The organism is Dactylosporangium sp. CA-233914 (genome assembly GCF_050942935.1).
Taxonomy (GTDB): domain Bacteria; phylum Actinomycetota; class Actinomycetes; order Mycobacteriales; family Micromonosporaceae; genus Dactylosporangium.
Genome location: NZ_CP192030.1, coordinates 7,823,357 through 7,848,892, shown reverse-complemented (window position 1 = coordinate 7,848,892; position 25,536 = coordinate 7,823,357). Strand labels below are relative to the sequence as shown.

The window sequence follows — 25,536 nt, the reverse complement described above, 5'->3', positions numbered from 1 at the left end:
CATCAACGGCGGGTTACGGAGGCTATCGCAGTGAAACTGATGGTGGTGAAGATCGTCCTCTCGCGGCTGCTGCAGCTCGCCGTTGTGCTGTTCTTCGTGTCCGTGCTGACCTTCCTGCTCCTCGCCGCGTTGCCCGGCAACGCGGCCGAGAGCAGGATCGGGCCCCTGCCGAACTTCACCCCGCAGCAGCGGGAGCAGGTCGTCGCGGAACTGTCCCGGCAGCTCGGCTTGGACAAGCCACTGCCGGTCCAGTTCTGGATCTGGCTGTCCAACGCGGCCACCGGTGACTTCGGCCTGACCATCCAGGGCCTGAGCGTGCGGGAGACGGTTGTCTCCCGGCTGGCCGCGACGCTGCAGCTCGGGGCGGTGTCGGTGCTGGCCGGGGTGCTCGGCAGCGTGGTCGTCGCGCTGTTCGCGTTCCGGACCCGGTTCAAGACCGTGCGCGGCCTGATCCAGGCCCTCGTGACGATCCTGCTGGTGATGCCGGGCTTCTGGCTCGGCCTCCTGCTGATCATCGGGCTCGCCGCCGAGACGAGCCTCTTCCCGGCCTCCGGCTACACGCCGTTCACCGAGTCGCCGTCGCTGAACCTCAGCCACCTGGTCCTGCCCGGTCTCACCCTGGCCCTGCCGCAGATGGCGCTCTACTTCCGATACCTGTATGCCGGGCTCCAGGACGTGGCCGACCAGCCGTTCATCACCGCGGCAAGGGCGCGTGGCATCACCGAGCGGGCGACCGTGTACCGGCACATCCTGCCCAACGCGATTCTGCCCACCGTCACGGTCATCGGCCTGGTGGTCGGCTCGCTCATGAGTGGCCTGGTCATCGTCGAGTCGGTGTTCAGCTGGCCTGGCCTCGGCTCTCTTCTCGTGCAGAGCGTGTCCCGCAAGGACTACAACGTCGTGGCGGCGGTCGTGCTGCTCACGGCGGTGGCATACGTCGTGGTGGCGTTCCTGGTTGACGTCGCGTACCAGTTCATCGACCCGAGGACGAGGCGGCACGCGTGAAGGCATTTCTGTCCCGGCAGCCCAAGCTGCTCCTCGGCGGCCTGCTGCTGCTCGCCCCGTTCGTCCTGATGGCGATCGCCCCATCGTTGTTCGTCTCGCACGGCCCGGCCGAGATCATCGACGTGCCACTGCTCCCGCCATCCACGTCCCACCCGTTCGGCACCGACGAGATCGGTCGCGACGTGCTCACCCGCGTCGTGTACGGCGCCCGGGTGGACATCGTCATCAGCCTCTCCGCCGCCGCGATCGCGTTCGCCGTCGGCACCCTGTTCGGTCTGCTCACCGGGTTCCTCGGCGGCTTCGCCGACAGCCTGGGCATGCGCAGCGTCGACGTCCTGCTCTCGTTCCCCACGATCGTCCTGGCGCTCTTCCTGATCACCGTCTTCGGCCGGGGCGAGCTGGTCCAGATCCTCGCCATCGCCATGGTCATGGCACCGTCCATGGCCCGGTTCAGCCGCGGCACCGGCCTGGTGCTGCGCAACCGGGGCTACGTGGAGGCGAGCCGGATCTCCGGCGGCGGCATCGGCCACATCCTGCGCCGCCACCTGCTGCCCAACGCACTGCCGACCCTGCTGGTCGCGGCGAGCGTGCTCGCCTCCAGCGCGGTTCTCATCGCCGCGTCGCTGAGCTACCTCGGGGTCGGCACCCAGCCGCCGACCCCGAGCTGGGGCAACATGCTCCGCTCCGCATACGACGTGGTCTACTACGCCCCGTTCTACGGCCTGTTCCCCGGCATCTTCGTCACGCTGGTCGCGGGCGCCTACGTCATGATCGGCGAGGGCCTGCGCCGCCGGATCGCCTCCGGCCGCGCGCTCGCGGCCGGCAACAGCCCGGTGGTCCGGGTATGACGCGCGAAGGATCGTCCATGTCCCAGGGTCTGTCCGTCTCCGGCCTCACCGTCACGTACCGCTCCGGCCATCGCCCGGTGACCGCGCTGGACGGGGCGAGCTTCGACATACCCGCCGGGCACCGGCTGGCGATCGTCGGCGAGTCCGGCTCCGGCAAGAGCACGCTAGGCCTCGCCCTGATGGGTTTGCTCCCGCCCACCGCACAGGTCTCGGCCGACCGGGTCCTGCTCGGCGGCGACCCGATCGACCTCAATGACCAGAGTGCCATGCGCGCCCTGCGCGGCCGGGCCATGTCCATGGTCTTCCAGGACGCCAAGTCCTCGTTGGATCCCGTGCGCACGGTCGGCTACCAGATCGCCGAGGCCCTGAAGGCCCACCACGTGGTGCCGCGCAAGCAGATCTGGCCGAGGGTGGAAGAGTTGCTGTCCGAAGTGGAGATCTCCCAGCCCGCGCTGCGAGCCCGGCAGTACCCTCACGAACTTTCGGGGGGCATGCGTCAGCGAGCGATGATAGCCACCGCGCTCGCCGGTCAGCCCCGCGTGCTCATCGCCGACGAGCCGACCAGCGCCCTCGACGTGACCACACAGGCGACGGTCATGGACCTGATGGGCAGGCTCGCCGACACGGCCGGCATGACCACCCTCCTCATCACCCATGACCTCGCCCTGGTCGCGGGCTTCGCCGACAGCGTCCTGGTCCTGTACGCCGGTCGCGTCGCCGAGTTCGGCACGGCCGCCGAGGTGTTCAACCGCCCGGCCCACCCGTACACCCGCGCCCTGCTCGCCTCGATCCCGAGCCTCGGCACCGAGCGTCAGCGCATCCTCGGCAGCATCCCCGGCCGCCTCCCCGACCTGACCGCCCCGGTCACCGGCTGCGTCTTCGAACCGCGCTGTGCCAAGGGAAATGGCCAGACGATCTGCCGCACCGTCGCCCCGCAGCCGGTCACCCTCCCCGGCGGCGGCACAGCCCTGTGCCACTTCGCCCACGACCCCAACGATGCCCCCGTTGACCTGGTCGTATCCGGGAGATCGGCCGGGCTTGCCGCATCGGCTGGTTCCGCTGAAGCTGCCGGGGCGCGAGGACGCCAAGGGCCGGCTGCGCCTGCGGGGCCGGGCCGCCAGGACGGCACCCCGGAGCGCGACGGCGCGCCCGAGGGCGACCGCGAGGTGGCGGCGGGCGACGTCGTGGCCGGCGCCGGCCGCCCGGGCGGTGGTGCTGTGCTGGAGTTGCGCGGGGTCAGCAAGACGTTCTCGCGCGGGGCCGGGTGGGGGCGCAAGGCATCCCGGGTACACGCGGTCAGCCAAGCCGATCTGGTGATCGAACCGGGTGAATCCGTTGGCATCGTGGGGGAATCGGGGTCGGGGAAGACGACGCTGGCCCGGATCGTCGTGGGGCTGGAGCGCTCGGATTCCGGAAACGTCAGCCGGACGGGCAAGCGCGGCTTCGCGCAGATGGTGTTCCAGGACCCGGGTGACAGCCTCAACCCGCTGATGAGCATCGGCGACGTGATCAGCGAGCCGCTCGTGCTGCGCGATGGCGGTGGTTCGCGGCGCTACCGCGCCGACGTCGTCCGGCTGCTCGACGCGGTGGGGCTGCAACCGGAGATGGCCGCGCGGCGGCCATCGGAGTTGTCCGGCGGCCAGCGGCAGCGGGTGGCGATCGCCCGTGCCCTGGCGACCCAGCCGAAGCTGATCGTCGCCGACGAGGCGGTGGCATCACTGGACATGTCGGCCCGGGGGCAGATTCTCAACCTGCTGACCCGGCTGCAAGACGAATACGGCTTCGCGTACCTGTACATCTCGCACGACCTGTCCATGGTCCGGCACGTCTGCGACCGGGTCGTTGTCATGTACGCGGGGCGCATCGTCGAAACCGCCCCGGTGGACAGCCTTTTCGCCGGGCCTCGGCACCCGTACACCCGGGCACTGATCGACGCGGTGCCGGTGCCCCGGGTCGGCGAGCGGCCCGTACGCACGCTGCTGCGCGGCGAACTGTCCGGACAGGACAGTGCGGCCGGCGGCTGCGCGTTCCGCTTCCGCTGCCCGCTGGCGCAGGAGCGCTGCGAGACGGAAACGCCCGTGCTCCGCGACGGGCAAGGCCACGCGACCGCGTGCCATTTCGCCGTCTGAAGGAGCCATGCTGTTCGATGGTCGGGTACGTGGGGCCGGATGGGCCGGAGTTGCGGGAGAGCCCACGACGACCGGATCCGAGCCTCGGCGTACCGCGGCCGCTTCGAACCGACGCCAAAGACGGCGGAGGCCGTTCACGGGTGCGCGGTGTCCGCGGCGGCGAGCGGGAGCTCCACGCGCAGGCTGGTCCCGGCCCCGGCCGGGCTGTCGAGGAGCAGCCGGCCGCTGAGCGCCTCGACGCGGTCCTTGAGCCCGACCAGGCCGGTGCCGCGGGTGAAGTTCGCGCCTCCGACGCCGTCGTCGCGGATGGCGATGAGCAGGACGCCGTCCGCGGTGTCGACGGTGACGGTGACGTTCGAGGCGCGTGCGTGCTTGGCCGCATTGGTCAGCGCTTCGGCGACGATGTAGTACGTGCTGATCTCGACCGGCTCAGGGAGCCGACCCTCCGCGCGCATGTCGAGGCTGACCGGGACCGGTGAGCGGCGCGCGAGCGCGCGCAGGCTCGCGCTGAGACCGCCCTCGCTCAGGATGGCCGGGTGGATGCCGCGCGCGATCTCGCGCAGCTCCTCCAGCGCGCCGGTCACCCCGTTGACGGCCTGATCGAGCTGCGCGCCGAGCTCGCCGAGCCCGGGCGACATGGCGTCCTGCACCGCGCGGAACTGCAGGGCCAGCGAGACCAGTCGCTGCTGCGCGCCGTCGTGCAGGTCGCGCTCGATGCGCCGGCGCGTCTGGTCGGCGGCGGCGACGATCCGGGCCCGCGATGTGGTCAGCTCGGCCCGGCTCTCGGCGTTGGCGATGGCGGTCGCGACCAGCTCCGTGAAGTCCGCCAGCCGTTGTTCGGTGTCGTGGGAGAGCAGCTTGCTCAGTGAGGCGACACCCATGGCGCCCCAGACCCGGCCTTCGACCACGATCGGGCTCGCGACCCCAGAACGGTCTCGCGCGGCTTGGCCCGTGACCTGGACCGACGCCATGGCGGAGTGGGCGTCGGGCTTGCCGCGCCAGCCTGGCGGGGAGCGGTCGAGCCGGTAGCTGCCCATCACCGTCACCTCGCGGTCCGGCTCGAACCGCACGATCGCCGTGGTGCTGGCGCCGAAGAGCGTGCCGACCTCCTCGGCCACCGCGGTGAACACGAGATCGGGCAGCGCACCGCGGGCCACGAGCGTCGCCACCCGGCGCAGCGCCGCCTGCTCGTCGGCGATCCGGCGGAACTCGGCGTACAGCTGTGCGTTGTCGAGCGAGACGGCGAGCTGACCGGCGATGAGCTTGACCCCGTCGAGCCGCTCGGTGGCGAAGGCGTGACGGAGCAGGCGGTTCTCCATCAGGAGCACGGCCTGCACGGTACCGCGGCTGAGGATGGGTACGGCCACCAGCGAGCAGCGGGCGACGCCGGTGAAGTAGGGGTCGCGGGCGAAGCGCTCGTCGTGGGTCGCGTCGCCCACGACGAGCGGGGCCCGCAGCCGCCGGGCATAGCGCAGCACGGATATCGGCGCCGCAGGTTCGTGGTCGGTGCCGCTGACCGGGATGGCGCCGCCGTCGCCGGGCGCGGGGATCAGCCACGTCCGCCGGTCCTGGCTCCACAGCAGCAGGCGTACGTCGGTGGCGCCGGTCATCGCGCTGAGCACGTGGGCCACCCGGGAGCGCAGTCCCTCGATGCTGGTCTCCGAGCTCAGCGCCTGTGACGCGGACAGGATGCCGAGGAGATCGATCGTTCCGGTCGTAACGGTGGACCGGCGGTGGGGCAGCTCGGCGTTCGGACCGGTGAGCGCGCCGGTTCGTGGCCGCAGGCTCGGGAACGCCCAGTCGAGCTGGTCGGCCTTCGCCGTTGCGCCCCACGCGAGGTAGTCCCGGCGGGCCTCGGCGAGTAGGTCGGAGCCGACGTTCTCGACGCCGTGGGCGAGGTAGCAGCGTGCCGCGCGCTCGGTGATCAGGGCCCGGTGCCATGGGCGGTGGCGCTGGGCGACCTCGCGCCGCGCGGCGTCAAAGCTGAGGGCGGCGCCGCGGAAGTCGCCGACGGCCCAGGCTCGCTCCGCCTCGAGCAACCGCACCAGGTGCTGGAAGTTCGCCGGCGCGTCGGCGGCACGTGCGGCCAGCCACCGCGTCACCTCGTCGAGTTCGGCCAGCGCGGCGTCGCGCGCGTCGCTATCGGCGGCGCGGGCCTGCTCGGCGAGGGCGAGCCCGTGCAGCAGGCGTGCCAGGGCGGTCGCATAGAGGCCCTGCGCGCCGGCCGGCAGGAGCCGCATCGCGGCCGCGGCGTGCCGCTGCAGGCCAGCCTGATCGTCGAGGACGGCGGCCGCGACCGCGCTGGTGACCTCCACGTGCAGCAGCGTCTGCGGGCTTTCGGCGAGCCGGTCGAAGGGTGCCTCGCCGGCGGCGGTTGTGGCTGTGGTTGTGCTCTCGCCGCGCAGCACACCGGCCAGCCAGCGGTAGGTCTCGAGCCACTGGACGGTTTGTTCGTTGCCGGTGCGGTGCGCGAATGCCAGCCCTGCCTCCACCTTGGGGACATAGACGTCGAGCGACGGCGCACATTCCAGCAGGCCCCAGGCGATCGTGTAGTGCGTGTATCCGGCGTTGGCGAGGTCGCCGCCCGCGACCAGCCCCTCGCAGGCCTGCCGGGCCGCCTCGATGCTGCTCTCGATCGGCTCGAACCAGCAGCTCAGCAGGGAGAGCAGGAAGCGGATCAGCGAGTTTTCGGGCTCGTCGCCACGGGCCTCGCTCAGCGCCAGGAACCGCTGCAGCGACCGGTACCCGGCGCTGTAGTCGCCGTGCGTCGACACCGCGGCGAAGCCGGCGTGGCTCATGGGGCCGAGCACGGCCTGCGCGGGGCCGTGCTCGGCCCAGATCCGCAGCGCCTCCAGGCTCAGCCAGCCGGCCATGGCGTGGTCGGCGACGATGAAGAACGCCGGCAGGATCGCGCTGATCAGACGGCTCGCGGCGAGCAGCGTCGGCTCGGTGAGGTCCGGCCGGGCCAGCTCGCCGGCCTCGTCAGTGTGCTCGAGCCACCGGTACAGATCGTTGAGCCGCCGGTCGAGCTCCATCGGGAGCCGGTCCGCGGCCGGCACGGCGATGCCCAGATCGCGCAGCGACCCCAGGCCCAGCCCGATCGCCTCCGCGAACCGGTTCCGGTGGGTCAGGCTGCGTGCCTGCACCATCGTCGCGTTCGCGAGGTCCACCGCGTTGGCGCACAGCCCCTCCAGGATGCGGTACTCGTCGTCCGCCTCTTCCAGGTGCCCCATGCTGTATAGCGCGGCGAGGCGACGGGTGTGCACCTCGACGAGCGCGGCGGTGTCCTCCGGCTCGATCAGCCGCAGCGCGGCGGCCAGCAGTGCGTTCACCGCCGCGTAGTCCCCGATCAACGCCGCCTGCCCGGCGGCGCTGCGCAGCAGCCCAACCACCCGGCGCCGCTCCGCGGCATTGTCAGCCGCGTCGACTACCGGTAGGTACTGCTCCGCCGCGGCTGAGAACAACTCCGGCACGGCGGCGAGCCGCCGTGCCATCGCCAGCCGCAGGGCGCGTAGCCGCGGCGGGCGCAGCCTTCGCAGGATGACCTCGCGGATCCGGTCGTGGCGGAACCGCACCGCCGGTTCCGGCCCGGGCTCGACTATCAGGACGCCGTCGTCAACGGCGGGCGCCAGCCGCCCTTCCACCGCACTTGCCGGCTCGGCCGTGGCTGTCTGCAGCAGGCTCAGGTCGACCCGCCCGCCGAGACACGCCATCGCCTCCGCCAACCGCTGGGACGCCGGCGGCAAGGCATCGACCCGCGCAGCCAGCAGCCCGGCGACATCGGACCGGCCGAGGTGCGCGCGCACAGCCGCCGCATCCCACCGCCAGCCGGCGGCCGTGGCGGTCAGCAGACCATCGCGGCGCAGCGCGTTGAGCAGCTCCACGATCTCGTATGGGTTGCCCGACGTGTACGGCTGGATCACGTCGGCCAGGTCGCACGCCACCGCCTGGTCGACGCGGAGCATCTCGGCGACCATCATGGCAGAGCCGCGCGCGGGCAGGTTGGTCAGCCGGAGGTGGCGCACCCCGGTGCGGCCGCGCCATTGGCACAGCGGCGTCGCCAGCGACTGCGCGGCATCCGGCTCGTCCTCCCGGTACGCTCCGACCAACAACAGGCCGTCGATTCGATCCTCGCCGAACAGGATGTCGATCACGCTGAGCGGCGTGCGCCCGGCCCACTGCAGGTCGTCGACGAACATCACGATCGGCCGCCGCGGCGAGGCGACGGCGCGCAGCGTCTCGACCGCCGTTCGCTGGGCCCGCACCTGCGTGGTCAGCGGATCCCCCGCATCGGCCGGCACTGCCAGCAGCGCCGCGAACTCCGGTATCAGCGCGGTCAGCAGACCCGCGTTCGGCCCGACCGTCTCCAGGATACGGTCGCGCACCTTGCACAGCTCGTCCTCCGGCCCGGACAGCGATAGCCGGCCCAGCGCGCGAAACGCCTGATAGATCCCGTCGAACTCCAGATCCCGCCGGTACTGGTCGAACTTGCCGGCCACGAACCAGCCGTCCCGGCCCGTCACCACCGTACGCAGCTCGTCGACGAGCGCGGTCTTGCCCACGCCGGGCGCGCCGCCGATCAGCACCCCGCGGCACCGGCCCGTCAACGCATCCGCGAACGCCGCCTCCAGCGCGGCAACCTCGGCATCGCGGCCCACCAGCCGCGACGGCGGCAGCAGCCGCAGCGGCACGTCGTGCGCGCCGACCCGCAGCCCGGCCGCCGTATGCGGATCCGTGTCACGCAGTCGTTCGAGGTCGTGGACCACGCCGTCCGCGGTCTGGTACCGGTCGTCCGGCTCCTTTTCCAGCAGGTGCATGACGATCTCGGACAGCCGGACCGGCACGGCCGAGTTCACCTGTGCGGGCGGTACGGCCACGCGGGCCAGGTGGGCATGGGTGAGCTGGAGCGGGTCGCCGGAGCCGAACGGCGGGGCGCCGGTCGCCAACTCGTACAGGGTCGCGCCCAGCGCGTAGAGGTCGGCGCGCTGGTCCACCGGCCGGCCGGTCCGCCCGGTCTGCTCGGGTGCCAGGTAGGCCATGGTGCCGACGATCTCGGCGTAGTGTGTGAACTCAGGGCGGATCTCGCCGAACGACGTCGCGAGAGCGAAGTCGACCAGGCAGAGGGCGCCGCCCGGCGAGACCAGGATATTCGCCGGTGTGATGTCGCGGTGTATCACCTGCCGGCGGTGCATGCCGGCCACCGCCCGGGCGATCTGGACGGCGACCCGGATCAGCTCATCGTCGGGGAGCGGCCTGGCCAGGTCGGCCAGCGTGGTATCGCCCGCGTCGGTGAGCATGATCGACTCGGCGTGATGCGGCGCCTCCGCGAGTTGTGCAACGCCGGCGACCCCGCGCAACCGCTCCAGCATCGCCCGTTCGTGCTGCACCCGCCGCCCCGCGTCCGGCCCCAGCGGCTCCTTGCGGATGATCGAGCTCCCAGCGACGAACAGCCGAGTGACCCGCGTGCGGTCGCTCTCATGCACAATCTCGCCTCTAACTGGCGAATCCCGGCCTGTCCGCATGCAACGCCTCCGCTCCAGCGCGTGCAGCGCCCACCCTCCATCTTCCCGCGCATGCGACCATTCGCGTACAGCCGGGACAAAACGGTGGATGGTCCATCTGCAGGGAGGCATACCGCTATCCAGCAGTACGGCCGACTGGCACCCTTCGGCGGGGAAGGTCCAGCTCGGCTTCCACGACGGCCGTCTGCCGCCGACAGTCGGGGGGAATTGAACCCCCACCCATAGCTACTACGGCCGGTTCATGCTCGACGCCACGCCCGGCCGGTCCATACCGGTGCAGGCCAGGATCGTCGCGGTGACCGTCGCCGACCAGGTCGGTGCCGCCTTCGACGCGGCCCGGACCGCCTGACCCCACGGCACCCACCAGCCGTTGCAGGGCCATGCCGGCCGTGTCGCGGTCGGGTCCGTCGCTCGTCCGGGACGGGCGGATCAGGTACCGTCCTTGCCGGTGTGCCGGGAAGTCTGGTCGGCGATGTGGTCCGTGACCGTGCCGATCGACGGGGTGCCTGGTGTCGCTGTAATTGATCGAAGGATATGAATTACCAAAGGTTATCCACGGGGACTGTCCACGATATGTGGACAACGCGCGGCTTCGTCGGGTCGTGCTTGGCTATAGGTGTGACTGAGCGCGATGGTTGGCGAAGTTGAGCGCGCTAGTTGGCGACGTCGATGGATCGAGCGAGTTCGTCGGTGAGCCGAAGCACGACAGCTGTCACGTAGGCAGGCTTGTTGTCACCCCGCGGCGCGCGTTCAGGTAGGCGCATCGGAAACCAGCCCTGTACCGCTGACGTTGACCGGGGCCGGTGACAACAACGACGCGCTCCGACGGCACTGGTGACAAGTAGCGCGCCGAATCGGTGACAACTCTCGCGCCTCGATGCGACTGAAAGTCCAGGTCAGCAGCCACTGGAGGTGACAACTATCGCGCCTCGGCTCAGTCGGCGAGTTCGCGAAGGGCGTGGCGGAGCTCGGTGTAGTGGTGGCCGGGTTTGCCGGTGCGGGCGCGCCACCAGGCGCGGTCGATGTCCAGCCCGGGGTCTTGTGGGGTGCCCGGGATGGTTGCGGGGTTGCGCCGATTAGGGGCGAAGCGGTGTTCGCCTTGGGTGACGTGAATCCAGACGAAAGCGGTGGCGGTAGCGGTTTGGTGCGCCGCGCTCAGACGGTAGTTGAGATCGGCCCGGAGGGCACGTTGCCGGTCGTTGCCGAGCTGCGTGAGGTGCTGCGGGATGGCCCACATCGGGGGTGGCACGGTAGCGGTGTGACGCCACCCAGGGTGGCGAGCACGTGGTTTCGTCCCGAATTCCATTCGTCCTGAGTCGAGGTCGATCAGCGCTGGTCGGCTTTTGGCTCGCCGGTTGAGTACGCTGTCGGGCTAGGTCGCATGGCGGTGGCTGGGGTCAGCGGGCCGGCGATGGCAACAGCGTCGTCCCAGCCGCAAACGACGGCCAGCACCTGTGTCATCACGACGACAAGCTGCAGTGATGAGGCCGCCGTCCAGGACTTCTGCGGGGCGGCCGCCCTGTCGTTGCGGAAACTTGCGGCGAACTGCGGATCGTTCCGCTCCCAGGCGTCTTGCAATGCCTTGAGATAGGGATGCGCGTCGGCCTCTCTCGGCATTGGTGGGCTTCGACGGGGCCAAGCACAGCGCAAACGGCATTGATTTTCAATACATGCCCGGCTCAGGTGGTGGCGGACTTATATGCAGCCATGTAGATATAGCACATCGACGCTTTGACGTCTTATTGAACATGATTATCATATTCAGTAGCATCGTGTGGTGCTGCTGACGATGGGAGCTTGTGTATGCGTATCCGATCAGGGTTGCGAATGGCGGCTTTCGCCGCAGTTGCTGCGGTGGCGGCGGCCGCGGCGGCCGCGCCGGCGCAGGCGTCGCCGGTGACGGTCATCTCCGAGGGCCACGTCGACGCGGTCGATGTCGGCTACGAGGACGGTCACCTGCAGATCGTGATCCACGACGAGCGCACCGAACCCGGTGCGGAGCTCGACCCGGCACGCGTCGTACTGGTGGCGAAGAAGGAGTCCGCGACGCAGGTGCCGAGCGACCCGGCCTTCGGCTTTCTGGGCTCGCCGGGCTCGACGGTCTACCTGCTGCCGGAGACCCAGGACGAGCACCTGCTCTGGCCGGGTCTGTCCGCTGAGGACATTGAGCCGGGCGTGTTCGGCAACGACGCGGTGACGATCCGGTTCAAGCAGGTCATCGGGCCAGACGGCGTCAGCCTGTTCACGTTCAACCCGGACGGCTCCCCGAACAAGCTGGTCGACAGCGAGGACGGCCTGCCCGACAACGTCACCCTGCAGGCCGGCGCCCACATGCACGAGAACTGGGCGTTCGAGAAGGCCGGCGAGTACCGCATCAAGGTCGACGCAACCGCCAAGCTCGCCGCCACCGGCGCAACCGTGACCTCGCCCGCGGTATGGATCACCTTCTGCGTCAAGAACAAGTAAGGAACCCTGATGAGACTCGTACCCCGCATCTTCGCAGTGCTCACCGCCGCGACGGTCGGTGCGACCGCGGCGGTGACGCTGCTGGCCGGCCCCGCCTCCGCCGCGACGATCACCACCGGCCACGTCGACGTCCTCGACGTCGACTACGAGGCCGGCGCTCTTTCGCTGAACATCAAGACCCACGCGCCGATCAGCCCGGAGACCGACGACCTGGACCCGGCCGGCACCGTCCTGCGGGTGCTGCCGTCATGGACGACGACGGTGCCCTCGGGCGCGGCGTGGTCGTGCCTCGGCCCGGCCGGATCGACCATGTACGTGGCACCGCAGGCGTATGACGCCAACAAGCTCTACGCCGGCTGGGACACCGCCGACGTCGCCCCGGCGCAGGGCCCGGTCAAGCTCGAGCTCGTCAGCGTCGTGTCCAGCCCGGCCGGCGGCCGGTTCACGCTGTACACAACCGCGACGAGCGGCCTGTCCGTGGTGCCCACGTTCCGGCTCAACAGCAACACCGCGGCCGGCTGCGACGTGCCGGTGTGGCCGGGCGGCATCGGCGCCGCCGCGCACGGCCACGGCAACTGGGCGTTCTCCCAGGCCGGCATCTACACGATCACGTTCAAGGCCACGGCCCAGAACGGCGCCGGTGCCACCTCCGGCAACGTCGCCTACACCTTCCAGGTCGGCTGATGCGCGCCGCCGGGCGGCGGGCCCGCGTCCGCCGCGCGGCGGCGCTCGCCCTCATCGTCACGCTGCTGGCCGGCTGCACGGTGAAGCCGGTCCTGCGGGCGCACAGCGACCGGTTGCGGGTGGTGACCACGACCGGGCTGCTACGCGACCTGGTCCGGCAGGTCGGCGGCGACCGGGTCGACGTCGTGTCGCTCGTGCCCGACGGCGGTGACCCGCACACCTACGAGCCGACCCTGCGCGACGCCCGCAACGTCGTCTACGCCGACGTCGCCTTCAGTAACTACGCGCTGCTGGAGGAGCACAGCGTCATCAAGACCCTGGACGCCAACCTGCGCCGCGGCGCGACCAGCGTGTCGCTGGCGGAAGAGGCGGTGAAGTACGCCGCGGAGATCATCCCCCTGGTCGAGCACGCCAATCTCGACACCGTCTGGCTCGGCCTGCGGGTGCGCGGCAACGGCGCCGGACTCGGGGCGACCCGCGCCTCCGACGTGCTCGTCGCCGCGACCGCGCTCACCGGGCCCGGCCACCTCTACGCGTACCTCACCGGGACCTTCGGCGACACCGACGTGTACTTCGACTCCTCCAACGGCTTCCGTGACGACACCGTGACCCTGCCGACGGATGCGCACACCCACCTGTCGTGGGCATTCACGAAGCCCGGCGTCTACCGGCTCACCCTGCAGGCGAGGCTGCGCACTGCGGACACGGCCCCGCTCGTGCCGCTGGACCAGGCCACCTACACGTTCGCGGTCGGCGTCAACCCGGCGAGCGCCGGCCTCCCCGGCGCGACCGTCCTGGACGAAGGCCACGCCGACCTGACCACGGACGTGGACACCGGCCGGCTCGGGGTGCTCTACGACCCGACCGGCGGCGGCGAGCAGGCCCAGCGCTGGTACACCGCCGATGAGGTCGTCATCGACGTGCCGGGCAAGGCGCTCGCCGAGATCCCGGCCGGGCCGCAGTTCCGCTTCCTCGGCCGGGCCGGGACGCCGGTGTACCAGCTGCCGCAGGCCGTGCTCGGCAAGCACGTGCACGGCGAGATCGACCCGCACCTGTGGCAGAACGTCCGCAACGGCATCGCCTACGTGAAGCTCATCCGCGATACCCTGATCGGCCGCGACCCCGCCGGCGCGCCCGTCTACCGGGCCAACGCCGAGCGGTACCTGGCCGAGCTGCAGGCCACCGACGACTACGTGCGACAGACCATCGCGGCCATTCCGAAGGCGAACCGGTACCTCGTCACCACCCACGACGCCTTCGGCTACCTCGCCGCCGCCTATGACATCGCGGTGGCCGGGTTCGTCACGCCCAACCCGTCCGCCGAGCCGTCGCTGGCCGACCGCCGCAAGCTCACCGAGACCATCCGGCAGCTGCGGGTGCGGGCGGTCTTCCTCGAACCGAACCTCAAGGCCCGCTCATCCACGCTCACCCAGGTCGCCGCGGAACAGGGCGTCCGGGTGTGCCCGATCTACGGCGACACCTTCTCGGGTGCCGTGCAGACCTACGTGCAGATGATGCGGTTCAACGCCGACTCACTGCTGACCTGCCTGGGCCGATGAGCCCCCGAGCACTGTTGGAAAGACAGAAGACGATGCATCGGTACCGCACTGCCGCCGCCGTTCTCGCCGCTGCCCTGGCGGTGGGCGTCAGCCCGCCTGGGGCATGGGCGAGTCCATCGGACGATCCGCAGCTGAGTCAGAGCCTCGATCCGAACCAGCAGATCGTGCACGGCGAACGGGTCCTGCAGATCGGCCACGTCGACATGGGACCCCGGTTCGACAACGGGCACTGGCGGTTCCTGATCCACGACGACGCCCGCAAGGCCGACCCCGGCGCGGCCAGCGTGTGGCGCTACCCCGACGAGACCGTGCTGCAGGTGGCCGACGCGGCGAGACTGCCGGTCCCCGCCGACCCCTCCTACACGTTCATCGGCGCCGAGCCCGCGACGCCGGTGTGGGTCGTCCCGCAGACGCAGAACCCCGGCGTCGTGTGGGTCGGCTGGAACACCCAGGACCCGCAGGTCATGCAGCGCATCGACCGCGGCGTCACGATGTCGCTGACCGGCGTGCAAGGGCCCGGCATCGTCACGGTCTACCTGAACTCGGGCGACTTCGGCAAGCCGCAGATCCTGTGGGACTCGCGCAAGACCGAGCCGCAGCCGGTGTGGGTGGACGCGAACACGCACACGCACGCGAACTGGGTGTTCACCAAGCCCGGCGTGTACCTCCTGCAGCTGCAGGTCAAGGCTCAGCTCCGCGACGGCACCACGGCGAGCGACACCCAGCTGATCCGCTTCGCCGTCGGCACCGCGACACCGTCCGCCGACGCGCTCACCGCGACGTGGTCCGGTACGGTGGCCGGCGACACGTCAGCACCGCCGGCGAGTTCCGCTGGTGTGGCCAGGGGCCCTGACCCGGCCGGGGCGAGCCCGGTTTCGTGGCCGCTCGTCACTATCGTCCTGGTCGCGGCCGCGGGACTGGTCGTCGGCAGCATCGTCGCCATCCGCGCCCGGCGCGCCCGGCGCCGGGTCCTCGCCGCCCGAGCCGGATCCGGCCGATGAGCGCTGGTCTGGCCGTGACCGGCCTGGACGTCGACCTGAGCCGCCGCCGAGTCCTGACGGCCGTCGACCTGAGCGTGGACCGCGGCGAGCTGGTCGGCTTGCTCGGCCCCAACGGAGCCGGCAAGACGACGCTGCTGCGCTCGGTGCTCGGCCTCGTCCGGCCGGCCGCCGGGCGGGTCACGCTGGACGGCGTGGATGCGCGGGCCGGACGGGCCCGGATCGGGTACGTGCCCCAGCGGCACGAGTTCGCCTGGCAGTTCCCGATCTCGGTCGCCGACGCCGTCATGACCGGGCTGACCGGCCGCCTCGGCCTGGTGCGCCGCCCGGGCGAGTCCGCCTGGCGGGCCGTCGCCGACGCGCTGGACCGGGTCCGGCTGACCGACCTCGCCGACCGGCCCATCGAACAGCTCTCCGGCGGCCAGCGTCAGCGCATCCTGGTCGCCCGGGCCCTCGCCCTGCAGCCCGCAGTCCTGCTGCTCGACGAGCCCTTCACCGGACTCGACATGCCGACCCAGGAACTGCTCGCAGAACTGTTCACCGACCTGGCCCGGGAGGACCGCGCCGTGCTCATGACCACCCACGACCTGGCCGGCGCGCTGTACACCTGCGACCGCGTCGCCCTGCTCAACCGCACCATCATCGCCACCGGAACCCCCGCGCTGCTGGCGGCCGACCCGGCAGCGTGGATGCGCACCTTCGACGTCTCCGAGGACAGTTCGCTGCTGCGTATCCTGAAGGCGGCCTGAGCCGTGAATCCAGTCGAGTTTCTCACCGACCTGCTCAATCCGGACCTGGCGTTTCTGCCCAAGGCCCTGGCCATCGCCGTCATGTCCTCGATCGTCTGCGGCGTGGTCGGCTGCTACGTCGTGCTGCGCGGCATGGCGTTCATCGGCGACGCCGTCTCCCACGCGGTCTTCCCCGGCCTGGCCGTGGCGTTCGTCGTCTCCGGCAACCTCGTCCTCGGCGGCTCGATCGCCGGCATCCTCACCGCGATCCTGGTCGCGGTCTTCTCCCAGAACCGGCGCCTGCGCGAGGACACCCTCATCGGCGTGCTGTTCGTCGCGACGTTCGCCCTCGGCATCGTCATCATCTCCCAGGCACCCGGCTACGCCGGCTCCCTGCAGCAGTTCCTGTTCGGCTCGATCACCGGCATCCCCACCTCCGACCTGTACGTCGTGGCGGGCACCGGCACCGCGGTCCTGGTCGTGCTGTTCCTGTTCCACAAGGAGTTCGTCACCATCTCCCTGGACCGGGAGAGCGCCCGCGCGATGGGCGTGCGCGTGTTCTGGCTCGACCTCCTGCTCTACGTCATCGTCACTCTCGCGGTCGTCATCAGCGTGCAGACCATCGGCAACATCCTCGTCCTGGCGCTGCTGGTCACCCCGGCGGCCACTGCCCGGCTCCTGACCGACCGTCTCGGCCGCATGATGGCCATCGCCCCCGCCATCGGCGCCGGCTCGGCCGTTATCGGCCTGTACGTCTCCTGGTCCTGGGATCTACCGACCGGCGGCACCATCGTGCTTGTCCTCACCGCAGTGTTCCTGACGGCATGGTTCGTCGCACCGGGGCGCGGCCTCCTCTTCCGGCGGCGACGTTCATCGCAGCCGCAATCCATCGCTGCATGAAAACAAAAATCATCGTCGACAAGGCGATGCTGGACATGAGAATGAGGTTCCTGATGCGACGCGCGCTGCTGCGCCATCCCACGACCCGCCGGTTGATCGCCGCCGGCGCCACCATGGCCGCCCTGGTGTTCGCCGGCCTGTGGGCGCTCACCATGCCCGCGGCCGCGGCCGACCCACCGGTCAGCGGGCAGCGCCGGGTGCTCAACGACGTGCACACCGACGCGCTGGACGTACGGTGGAACGACGGGCAGATGCGGCTGCAGACCCGCATCGGATACGAGCCGTTCGAGTACGAAGACCCGGCCCGGATCGTGTTCCAGCTCCGCGACACTCCGGACACGCAGGCCCAGGTGCCCGACGACCCCGCCTACGCCTTCCTCGGACCGCCCGGCACCCCCGTGTGGCTGGCCCCAGAAACGCAGAATCCGGCCGTGATCTGGCCGGGTTTCGACACCGAGTCGATCGCGCCCGGCACGTTCGCCGGGGACACGGTCGACCTGCACCTGCGAGGCGTCAGCGGGCCGGGCACCCTCGAGGTGTTCTCGTTCAACCCGGACGGCACCCCGGCCCGAATCTTCTCGGCGAACGATCCCGCCTACACCACCAAGACGCTGCAGACCGGCGTCCACGTGCACACCAACTGGTCGTTCACCGCGCTGGGCTGGTACACCCTCACCTTCGAGGCGACCGCCACCACCCCCGGCGGCGACAAGGTGAGCTCCGGCACGGTCGCCTACACGTGGTACGTCGGCGGCGTCGCCGCGACCGACCTGGTCCCGATCGCCACCACGGCGAGTCTCACCGCGGCCCCGGCCGGAGTCTCGGCCGGCGACCAGCTCACACTCACGACGCAGGTCACCCCGCCCGGAGCCGACGGCTGGGCGGAGTTCCTCGACGGCGCTACCCCGCTCGGCACCGCCGACGTCGTCAACGGCACCGCGACGCTCGTGACGTCCGGCCTCGGCGCAGGCGACCACACGCTGACGTCCAGCTTCATCCCACGGTTCGGCAACCATTACGCCCCGGCGACCACGCCCACCCTGCCGTTCACGGTCGCCCCCGGACCCGGCGGGTCACCAACCACATCACCAAGCACCTCGCGGAGCGTTTCGGCAAGTGCGTCGCCTTCGCTGTCGCCCAGCACGGCCGTGACAACGCCGCCGGTCGAAGGCACGACCACGGCGACCACCACCGCTCCGGCCGACACGCCGACTCCTGGTCCGAGCCGCACGACGTGTGTGCCGACGACGAGCACCACGACCGGCGGGGTAGTCCTCGACCAGGGCCATGTCGACTACGCCGCCCGTGTCGTCAACGGGCAGCTGGTGTCGCAGATCAAGGACGGCACGAAGGCCGGCTCGACCGTCTGGCGCAGCCCTGCGGACGTCGTGTTCCACCTGACCGACCAGGCCGCCGCCAAGGTACCGAGCGGGCCGTTCGACTTCATCGGCCCGGCGAACGCCCCGATCTGGCAGATCCCGCAGACCCAGCAGCAGGGCGTGCTGTGGGCCGGCTGGAACACCGAGGAGATCACCACCGCCCAAGTCACGGGCTCGGTCACCTGGAAGCTCACCGGCGTGAACGGCCCCGGCGCCCTGTCCATCTTCGAGTACGACTCATTCGGACAGCCGAAGGTCATCTTCAACAGCAAGGACGGCCTGCCCGACACCTACGCCATCCCGCTGGGCACCCACGCCCACGGCAACTGGGTCTTCACCGCCGCCGGCGCCTACCGGCTCACCTTCACCCAGAGCGCCACCCTCGCCTCCGGCAAGCAGTCGAGCACCACGCAGGTCGTCACGTTCGCGGTCGGCAACACCGACCCCAAGGCCCTGCTGCCGAAGAAGACCACCACGACCGGGTGCGGCTCCGGCAGCCGGTTGCCGACCACCGGCGTGTCGCTGCAGGCGCCGCTCTACGGCGGACTGTCCATGCTCGCCGCCGGCGTGGCCTTGGTGACGCTCGCCTCGACGCGCCGCCGGCCCGGAACGCAGCCCACCACCCACGCGGCGGCACCCGACGACGCGTCGGTCTGACCCAGACGGGGCCGGTATGACCCCGGGCCGCGCGAAGCGTGGGGTCACACCGGTCCACGTCTGAGGAGGGTTCTTGAGTACACAGCTCACCGTGTTGGGCCGGGCCCGTGGCGTCCCCATCGGCTGTGGCGTCCTCATCGGCTGTGGCGTCCTGACCGGCGTCGCGGCGCTGGCAGCAGCGGCGCGTGGTCGCCGCCCGCCTCGGTCGCCGCCGCATCGTCGTCTTCGATGAGCTCAGCTCCGGCGTCGACCGCCGCCACCTGGAATCGATCAGCCGGATCATGCACCGGCTCGCCGGCGAGGGCGCCGTCGTCGTGCTCATCAGCCACGACGCCGACCTGCTTGCCGCAGCCGCGACCCACGAACTGCGGCTGCGCCGCCTCGAACCACGATAAGGAGCGGCATGTTCACCCCGCGTGACACCACCGATCAGATCTCTGGACAGACCGCGCCGATCGTCGACGTGTTCGACCGGGCAGCGCAGACCTATGACCGGGTCGGCGCGGAGTTCTTCAGCCCGATGGGGGCGGAACTCGTCCGCCTCGCCCGGCTGGCTCCCGGCGCCCGGGTGCTCGACGTCGGATGCGGACGCGGCGCCGTACTCCAGCCAGCCGCCGAGGCCGTTGGCCCGTCCGGCAGCGTCGTCGGCATCGACCTTGCCCCTGCCATGGTCGAACTCACCCGAGCCGAGGTCCGCGCCGCCGGGCTGCAGCATGTGACGGTCATCGTCGACGACGCGCAACGTCCGGACCGCATCCGCGGGCCGTTTGACGCGATCCTCGCTGGCATGGTGCTGTTCCTGATGCCCGACCCGCCCGCGGCGTTACGTACGTACCACGAGCTGCTGAAGCCAGGCGGGCGGATCGGCTTCACCACCTTTGCCGCGCCGGACCCTGCGTTCAGCGCGGCCTTGACAGCCCTCGCCGGCCACCTGCCCAGCGAGGCTCCGCGGCATTCGCCGGTCAGCGCGCAGGAGGACGTTTTCGCCACCACGGCGTCGACCGCCGTCGCGCTGCGTACCGCGGGATTCGCCGAGGTCACGGCGAAAGAGCGCGCCTTCGTGACCGAGTTCGACGACGACGAGCATTTCAACCGATGGGCCTGGTCGCACGGCGCCCGGATGCTGCTGGAACGGATCCCCGCCAGCCGGCTTGCCGCCGCTCTCGCCGCTGCCGCAGCGCAACTGGAGTCCGCTCGACAGGCCGACGGCCGCATCCGCCTCACCACCGTGATCCGGTTCACCTTCGCCAGACGATCGGCCTGAGATCGGCTGGCCGGCGGGTGCCGCCGCGAGGACGTGCGCGCGACGCGGGCTTGTCGCGTCATTCGGCCCGCCGGGATGCCTGCCGCGCAGTGGGCAGGCGCCGGGGCGAGCGAGCCCCTCGTGCGCCTGGGAGTCTTCGCCGTGCGCACGGTCTGGCTGGCCAACGTCGTAGTGGTGTTCATCGGCGCGGCCACCATCGCCGGATTCTGCTTCGCGTCGCTGTTCATGCAGACGGTCCTCGCCTCCAGCCCGCTGCAGGCCGCGGCGGCGTTCCTACCGTTCTGCGCTGGCGTCATCGTCGGCGCCCGGTCCAGCTCCGCCCTGATCGCCCGGTTCGGTACCCGGCTGACGATGAGCACCGGCCTGGTGCTGGGCGCGCTCGGGATGCTAGCGCGGTGATCGTTGTTCTCACCAGTAGCTGCACGCTCCCGGCGGCCGTCCTCGCGTTATGCGGAGCTTCGCAGGCAGCGCGGCGATCGGTGGTTTCAGCACGCGACGATTCGCCCCGGAGTTATGTTGGAGCGCCGAGGCCGTGCACGCGGTCGCGGAGCAACACGACCACGTGCATGGCCAGGGGTGCGGGCACGACACCGTCGAGCACGGCGACCACGTCGACTTCGTGCACGATGGGCACCGGCACGCCGCCCACGGTGAGCACTTCGACGAGCACTGACGGGCGCGGCCGGCGCATTGGGCTCAGGACGGGTTCTTCCCGCCCTGGACCCGTGCGTACTTGGTGCGGAACTTCTCGACCCGCTCGGCGGTGTCGACGAGGCGCTGCCGGCCGGTCCAGAACGGGTGGCTGGCGCTTGACAGGTCGACGTCGATGACCGGGTAGGTGTTGCCGTCGCTCCACTCGATGGTCTTGTCGCTGGTGGCGGTGGAGCGGGTCAGGAACGCGAAGTCGGCGGTGCGGTCGCGGTAGACGACCGGGTGGTAGTCGGGGTGGATTCCGGGTTTCACGTGTACACCTCTCAGCTCGCGATTGCGGTCACGTCGGATTCGTCGTGCTCGTGCAGGTCCTCGATGTCCCATGCGGGGAACGGGTCGGGCAGCGCCCGCCAGGCCTCCTCGCCGGCCGCGAGTTCGGCATCGGTGAGCAGGCAAGCCTCGAGCGCCGCTCGCAGGCTGCCGGTGTCCAGGTGGATGCCGATGAAGACGAGTTCCTGGCGGTGCCCGCTCGCCTCGTCCGGGGTGCCGAACGGTTCGCAGCGGGCGGACGGGCCTGCCTGGGACCACAGCGCCTGCACGTCCGGACGGCTGGCCAGGACCAGGAAGCCCTTGGAGCGCACCACGCCGAAGTGGTCGAGCTCCTCGGCGAGGAGGGTCCAGAACCGCTGCGGGTGCAGCGGCCGGTCGTCGCGGAACAGGACGCTGGAGATGCCGTACTGCTCCGTCTCCGGAACGTGCTCGCCGTTGAGTTCGGCGATCCAGCCCGGCGCGGTCTCGGCCCGGTCGAGGTCGAAGCGCCCGGTGTGCAGGATCTCCGCCGGGTCGATGCGCCCGTGGGTCGCCCGCACCTGCCGAGCCGCCGGGTTGAGGCGGCGCAGCAGCGCCTCGACGGTGGCCAGGTCGCCGGGCGCGACGAGGTCGGTCTTGTTGACGACGAGCACGTCGGCGAACTCGATCTGATCCACCAGCAGGTCCGCGATGCTGCGGTCGTCTCCGTCGTACGCCGAGAGCTCCCGCTGCTCCAGCGTCTCACCCGCCTCGATGTGCCCGAGCAGGCCGGCCGCGTCGACGACGCTGACCGTCGTGTCGAGCCGCGCCAGCTCGGAGAGCACCTCGCCGCCCTGCGTGCCGAAAGCGAACGTGGCCGCCACCGGCATCGGCTCGGAGATGCCGCTGGACTCGATCAGCAGGTAGTCGAAGCGGCCGAGCCGGGCCAGCCGGGCCACCTCCTCGAGCAGGTCGTCGCGCAGCGTGCAGCAGATGCAGCCGTTGGTCAGCTCGACGAGTCGCTCCTCGGTCCGCGACAGCGCGGCACCGTCGCGCACCAGCGCGGCGTCGATGTTCACCTCGCTCATGTCGTTGACGATCACGGCGACGCGCAGCCCGTCCCGGTTGGCCAGCACGTGGTTGAGCAGGCTGGTCTTGCCGGCACCGAGGAAGCCCGACAGCACCGTCACCGGCAGTCGCCCGCTCACGGGGTATCCACCACCGGGCGGCCCTTGTAAAGGCCGCAGTGCGTGCACGCCCGGTGCGGCACGACGGTCTCCTTGCGCGGGCATGGGCACGTGGCAAGCGCCGGAACAGCGGCCTTCCACTGCGCTCGCCGGTGCCGGGTGTTCGACCGGGACATTCTGCGCTTCGGTACTGCCATGAGCGTCCTCACTAATTGAAAATGAGTGTCGTTTGCAACAGGGTAACCCCAAGGGCTCGATCTTGCCGAATCGGCATGAGAACTTTCCCTGTGCAGTGAGAGCGCCTACCGTGGCGCGAGTTGTTGGAAATGGTTCCCGATTTCAGGAGAGGGTATGGGATTCGCTCGTCGCCGCGCCTCGGCGATTCTCGGCGCGCTCGGGCTGACCAACCAGTTCGCCGATCTCAAGACGCCCTTCGCGGAGCTCAACGCCGAGCAGGCCGTCACCATGCGGCCCGACGTGATCTTCGTCAACTACGTCGGTGACGAGCGGGCCGCGATCGACGCGCTCAGGCAGGTCCTGCCCGACCTGCCCGCCGTGCGGGCCGGGCACGTCTACGGCGCCGACGAGAGTCACCCGCAGGGCGGCGGTCTCGGCATCATCGACGCGCTCGAGGCTACTGCGGCCGATGTCAAGACCGCGACCGGCAACTAACGGTGAGGACACCTTCCATGACCCGACCGCCCGACGTCACGCAGCAGTTCTGGGAGGCGCTGTACACCGCCTTCAACCGGCCCGAGCCCGGCCCGGTCAACCGGTTCCTGACCGCCGAGATCGCGAACCTCGCCCCGGGCACCGCCTTGGACCTCGGCTGCGCAGACGGCGCGGACGCGATCTGGCTCGCCGGGCACGGCTGGACCGTCGTCGGCGTCGACGTCTCCGAAACCGCCCTGGAACGGGCCCGTGCCCACACTGCCCGGCTCGGCCTGAGCGGCCGGATCATCTTCGAACGGCACGACCTCGCGGCGTCATTCCCAGACGGCCGGTTCGATCTGGTCTCGGCCCAGTTCCTGCACTCGCCGGTCGCCGCGCCCGGGGAACGCGCGGCGATCCTGCGCCGGGCCGCCGAGGCGGTCGCTGCGGGCGGGCATCTGCTCGTCGTCTCGCACCAGAGCATGCCGCCGTGGCATTCGGGGCTGCCGGCCGGGCTCACGGAACACCTCCTCGATCTCACCGTGCCGACTCCCGCGGCGAACCTGGCCGCATTGGCCCTGCCGGGCGAACGCTGGGAGGCGCTGCGATCGGAGACCGTGGTGACCGAGGTCGCCGGGCTGCAGGGGCAGTCCGGCGTCCGCGAGGACCATGTGCTGCACTTTCGCCGCCGGGTGTGACAGCACCGGATCATGGTGAACCAGCCGCCGCCGGGGCCGGGCCTCACGCAGGCCGTCCTGCGTGAGGTCGGGCCCCGGCTGCGCGCGGCGCGCCTGAAGCGGGACCTGACCCTCGACCGGCTCTCGAAGCTCACGGGGATCTCCGCCTCGACGCTCTCGCGCCTCGAGGCGGGCAAGCGCGCCCCGAACCTCGAGCTGCTGCTGCCGATCACCCGCGCACTGCGGATCGGCCTGGACGATCTGATGATGTGGAGCGCCCCCGACCCGCGGGTCCAGCCCCGCATGCGGCGGTACGGCAACCTCACCGTCGAGTATCTCTCGCCCGAGAACGCCCCCGTCGTGACACTGAAGATGACCCTGCTGCCGGGCGACGAGCCGCTCCAGACCCGCAGCCACGACGGCTACGAGTGGTGCTACGTCCTGCGCGGCCGGGCCCGGGTCGTCCTCGGCGACCGCGACCTCGTCGTGGAGGCCGGGCAGGCGGCCGAGTTCGACACCCGCATCCCGCACGCCGTCGCCGCGCTCGGCGGGCCGCTGGAGGTGCTCACCATCTTCAGCCGCAGCGGCGAACGCATCCACCTGCCGAGCTTCACGCCCCGAGCGAACCGCGACGGACGCCCAGGTGCTCAGTCCTCCTCGAAGAGCGGAAAGCAGCCGGCGAACGGGTCTGGCTGAGCCGTCCACGCGGCGAAGCCATCCGCGAGCTCGTCGTCGGTGAGCAGGCACGCCGTGAGGTCCTCGACGATTGCCGGCGCGTCCATGTGTACGCCGATGAAGGCCAGGACGGTCCGCCGGTCGCCGAAGACCGGGTCCCAGGCGAGGTTCGAGGCCAGCCGACGCAGCGGCGTCGCCTCGTTCCAGCGCTGCGCGGGCAGTGCGGCCAGCCAGTAGCCGAGGGTGCCGAGCGTGACGCCGCCGCCCGCGGACTCCCAGCCGATCGCGCCGTCGGGCTGGCTGGCGATCCAGCACTGGCCCCGGCTACGCAGCGTCGGTGATGTCACCCGCTGCAGGGTGTCGTGCAGCCGCTGCGGATGGAACGGGCGGCGGGCCTCGAACAGCACGGACACCACCCCGCAGTCCTCGACCGGTTCGTGCACGCCGACGGTGAAGCCCTCCAGGGCGCGGCCGAGCATCCCCGGCACCTCCGGGTTGTGTCGTCCGGTGCGCCGCAGCAGCCGGGCCAGATCGGTGCAGTCCACTGTGGAGCCTCGACCGGTGTGCAGGTGGGTGGCCCACGGCGCCAGCCGGCGCAGGAGCGTGGCGAGGCGCGCCGACTCGAAGCCGTCGTGGTCCGGGCTGTCCCACAGCAGTACGGTGTCGGCGTACTCCACCTGCCGAACGACGACGTCGGCGACGCTGCGGTCGTCGTGCTCCGAGGCGTGCAGCGCGCGGGTGCGCAGGTCGTCGGAGCTGTCCAGGTCGGCGAGGAAGGTGGCGGCGTCGACGACCGCCACGTAGGAGTCGAAGGTCAAGGACTCGTGTGCCACATGCCCGGCGCAGGCCGCGGCCAGCGCCTCGGGCTCGACCGCCTCGGGCAGCGCGAGCACGAAGTCGCGCCCGGGCCGCTCCCGGCTCAGCCGCAGCAGCGTCGGCAGGACGTCCTCGCGCAGCGTGCACGAGATGCAGCCGTGGACCAGCTCGACGGTGACGTCCTCGAGCAGCTGGGTGCCGTCGCGCACGACCCGCTGGACCTGGCCCTGCAGCACGCCGGTCAGGTCGTGGCGCACCAGGATCAGGGCCGGGTCGGCCAGCAGCAGCGTCCGGGCCACGGCGAGCGTCGCGGCGGGAGCGAAGCCGGCCAGCACCGTCACCGACGGCCGCACCTTCCCGTGGAGTCCGAGGCCGGCGGTCGTGATGTCGGAGGGAACCGTCATACGCCCATCTTGTTGGAAATGGTTTTCATTGTAAAGTAGGTCCCGTGT

At 70.8% G+C, this 25,536-nt stretch carries 24 protein-coding genes; 17 read left to right on the top strand and 7 right to left on the bottom strand.

The annotated features are described in order from the left end of the window. The first annotated feature begins 39 nt into the window (after positions 1–39). From ACQPY0_RS34925 to ACQPY0_RS34915, 3 genes are read left to right on the top strand one after another with little or no spacing between them, the layout of a single operon-like run. Entirely contained in the window at positions 40–1,005 is a 966-nt protein-coding gene (locus ACQPY0_RS34925) for an ABC transporter permease (protein WP_432995504.1), read from the top strand. Continuing rightward, complete coding sequence (locus ACQPY0_RS34920; RefSeq protein WP_432970357.1) at positions 1,002–1,853, top strand: ABC transporter permease; 852 nt, start codon at positions 1,002–1,004, stop codon at positions 1,851–1,853. The genes ACQPY0_RS34925 and ACQPY0_RS34920 overlap by 4 nt, the downstream gene beginning before the upstream one ends. A gap of 17 nt (positions 1,854–1,870) precedes the next feature. Then, positions 1,871–3,982: a dipeptide ABC transporter ATP-binding protein gene (locus ACQPY0_RS34915; protein ID WP_432970354.1), complete on the top strand. Its 2,112-nt coding sequence runs from the start codon at positions 1,871–1,873 to the stop codon at positions 3,980–3,982. Positions 3,983–4,116: 134 nt separating this feature from the next. Here the strand turns inward: ACQPY0_RS34915 and ACQPY0_RS34910 are convergent, their stop codons facing one another. The 3 genes from ACQPY0_RS34910 to ACQPY0_RS34900 form a co-directional block, all read right to left on the bottom strand. Continuing rightward, positions 4,117–9,504 (bottom strand): protein kinase domain-containing protein, encoded by a 5,388-nt coding sequence (locus ACQPY0_RS34910; RefSeq protein WP_432970351.1) that lies wholly within the window; start codon positions 9,502–9,504, stop codon positions 4,117–4,119. Between the two features lie 934 nt (positions 9,505–10,438). Then, positions 10,439–10,741, bottom strand: a complete 303-nt coding sequence (locus ACQPY0_RS34905; RefSeq protein ID WP_432970348.1) for a hypothetical protein — start codon at positions 10,739–10,741, stop codon at positions 10,439–10,441. Between the two features lie 89 nt (positions 10,742–10,830). Next, positions 10,831–11,121: a hypothetical protein gene (locus tag ACQPY0_RS34900; protein WP_432970345.1), complete on the bottom strand. Its 291-nt coding sequence runs from the start codon at positions 11,119–11,121 to the stop codon at positions 10,831–10,833. A gap of 210 nt (positions 11,122–11,331) precedes the next feature. On the opposite strand from ACQPY0_RS34900, the gene ACQPY0_RS34895 reads away from it, so the two are divergent. The 11 genes from ACQPY0_RS34895 to ACQPY0_RS34845 all read left to right on the top strand — a co-directional run bounded on the left by ACQPY0_RS34895 (position 11,332) and on the right by ACQPY0_RS34845 (position 20,812). After that, the gene (locus ACQPY0_RS34895) at positions 11,332–11,970 is read left to right on the top strand and encodes a choice-of-anchor M domain-containing protein (RefSeq protein ID WP_432970343.1); all 639 of its coding nucleotides are present in this window, start codon (positions 11,332–11,334) and stop codon (positions 11,968–11,970) included. 9 nt (positions 11,971–11,979) lie between these two features. Further along, on the top strand, positions 11,980–12,654 hold the full coding sequence (locus ACQPY0_RS34890) for a choice-of-anchor M domain-containing protein (RefSeq protein WP_432970340.1): 675 nt from the start codon (positions 11,980–11,982) through the stop codon (positions 12,652–12,654). After that, on the top strand, positions 12,654–14,213 hold the full coding sequence (locus tag ACQPY0_RS34885) for an anchored repeat ABC transporter, substrate-binding protein (RefSeq protein ID WP_432970337.1): 1,560 nt from the start codon (positions 12,654–12,656) through the stop codon (positions 14,211–14,213). The genes ACQPY0_RS34890 and ACQPY0_RS34885 overlap by 1 nt, the downstream gene beginning before the upstream one ends. 32 nt (positions 14,214–14,245) lie before the next feature. Beyond that, the gene (locus ACQPY0_RS34880; protein ID WP_432970334.1) at positions 14,246–15,214 is read left to right on the top strand and encodes a choice-of-anchor M domain-containing protein; all 969 of its coding nucleotides are present in this window, start codon (positions 14,246–14,248) and stop codon (positions 15,212–15,214) included. Beyond that, a complete protein-coding gene (locus tag ACQPY0_RS34875) occupies positions 15,211–15,960 on the top strand; it encodes an anchored repeat-type ABC transporter ATP-binding subunit (RefSeq protein WP_432970331.1) in 750 nt (249 codons plus the stop codon). The genes ACQPY0_RS34880 and ACQPY0_RS34875 overlap by 4 nt, the downstream gene beginning before the upstream one ends. Positions 15,961–15,963: 3 nt before the next feature. Continuing rightward, on the top strand, positions 15,964–16,839 hold the full coding sequence (locus tag ACQPY0_RS34870) for an anchored repeat-type ABC transporter permease subunit (protein ID WP_432970328.1): 876 nt from the start codon (positions 15,964–15,966) through the stop codon (positions 16,837–16,839). Next, on the top strand, positions 16,836–18,875 hold the full coding sequence (locus ACQPY0_RS34865) for a TIGR03773 family transporter-associated surface protein (RefSeq protein ID WP_432970325.1): 2,040 nt from the start codon (positions 16,836–16,838) through the stop codon (positions 18,873–18,875). Before ACQPY0_RS34870 ends, ACQPY0_RS34865 begins: the two co-directional genes overlap by 4 nt. Before the next feature lie 185 nt (positions 18,876–19,060). Next, a complete protein-coding gene (locus ACQPY0_RS34860) occupies positions 19,061–19,270 on the top strand; it encodes a hypothetical protein (RefSeq protein ID WP_432970322.1) in 210 nt (69 codons plus the stop codon). An 8-nt stretch (positions 19,271–19,278) separates the two neighbouring features. Continuing rightward, positions 19,279–20,139, top strand: coding sequence for a class I SAM-dependent methyltransferase (locus ACQPY0_RS34855; protein WP_432970319.1), 861 nt, complete (start codon positions 19,279–19,281; stop codon positions 20,137–20,139). Positions 20,140–20,259: 120 nt separating this feature from the next. Then, a complete protein-coding gene (locus ACQPY0_RS34850) occupies positions 20,260–20,538 on the top strand; it encodes a hypothetical protein (protein WP_432970316.1) in 279 nt (92 codons plus the stop codon). 133 nt (positions 20,539–20,671) lie between these two features. Further along, on the top strand, positions 20,672–20,812 hold the full coding sequence (locus ACQPY0_RS34845) for a hypothetical protein (RefSeq protein WP_432970313.1): 141 nt from the start codon (positions 20,672–20,674) through the stop codon (positions 20,810–20,812). 23 nt (positions 20,813–20,835) lie between these two features. On the opposite strand, the gene ACQPY0_RS34840 is transcribed toward ACQPY0_RS34845, so the two are convergent. Genes ACQPY0_RS34840 through rpmF form a run of 3 tightly spaced genes read right to left on the bottom strand, consistent with a single transcriptional unit; the run spans position 20,836 to position 22,462 of the window. Beyond that, positions 20,836–21,102, bottom strand: coding sequence for a type B 50S ribosomal protein L31 (locus ACQPY0_RS34840; RefSeq protein ID WP_432970310.1), 267 nt, complete (start codon positions 21,100–21,102; stop codon positions 20,836–20,838). A gap of 11 nt (positions 21,103–21,113) precedes the next feature. Next, positions 21,114–22,286: a GTP-binding protein gene (locus ACQPY0_RS34835; RefSeq protein WP_432970307.1), complete on the bottom strand. Its 1,173-nt coding sequence runs from the start codon at positions 22,284–22,286 to the stop codon at positions 21,114–21,116. Then, a complete protein-coding gene (gene rpmF, locus ACQPY0_RS34830) occupies positions 22,283–22,462 on the bottom strand; it encodes a 50S ribosomal protein L32 (protein ID WP_432970304.1) in 180 nt (59 codons plus the stop codon). Before rpmF ends, ACQPY0_RS34835 begins: the two co-directional genes overlap by 4 nt. Positions 22,463–22,616: 154 nt before the next feature. Here rpmF and ACQPY0_RS34825 point away from each other — a divergent pair, with 154 nt between their 5' ends. Genes ACQPY0_RS34825 through ACQPY0_RS34815 form a run of 3 tightly spaced genes read left to right on the top strand, consistent with a single transcriptional unit; the run spans position 22,617 to position 24,289 of the window. Continuing rightward, positions 22,617–22,937, top strand: a complete 321-nt coding sequence (locus tag ACQPY0_RS34825; RefSeq protein ID WP_432970301.1) for a hypothetical protein — start codon at positions 22,617–22,619, stop codon at positions 22,935–22,937. Between the two features lie 17 nt (positions 22,938–22,954). Next, on the top strand, positions 22,955–23,614 hold the full coding sequence (locus ACQPY0_RS34820) for a class I SAM-dependent methyltransferase (RefSeq protein WP_432970298.1): 660 nt from the start codon (positions 22,955–22,957) through the stop codon (positions 23,612–23,614). Between the two features lie 12 nt (positions 23,615–23,626). Then, positions 23,627–24,289 carry a helix-turn-helix domain-containing protein gene (locus tag ACQPY0_RS34815; protein ID WP_432970296.1) on the top strand — a complete coding sequence of 221 codons (663 nt, stop codon included), beginning with the start codon at positions 23,627–23,629 and terminating at the stop codon, positions 24,287–24,289. Here the strand turns inward: ACQPY0_RS34815 and ACQPY0_RS34810 are convergent. Beyond that, positions 24,241–25,488 carry a CobW family GTP-binding protein gene (locus ACQPY0_RS34810; RefSeq protein ID WP_432970293.1) on the bottom strand — a complete coding sequence of 416 codons (1,248 nt, stop codon included), beginning with the start codon at positions 25,486–25,488 and terminating at the stop codon, positions 24,241–24,243. The two genes, ACQPY0_RS34815 and ACQPY0_RS34810, sit on opposite strands and share 49 nt — an antisense overlap. Positions 25,489–25,536: the final 48 nt, after the last annotated feature.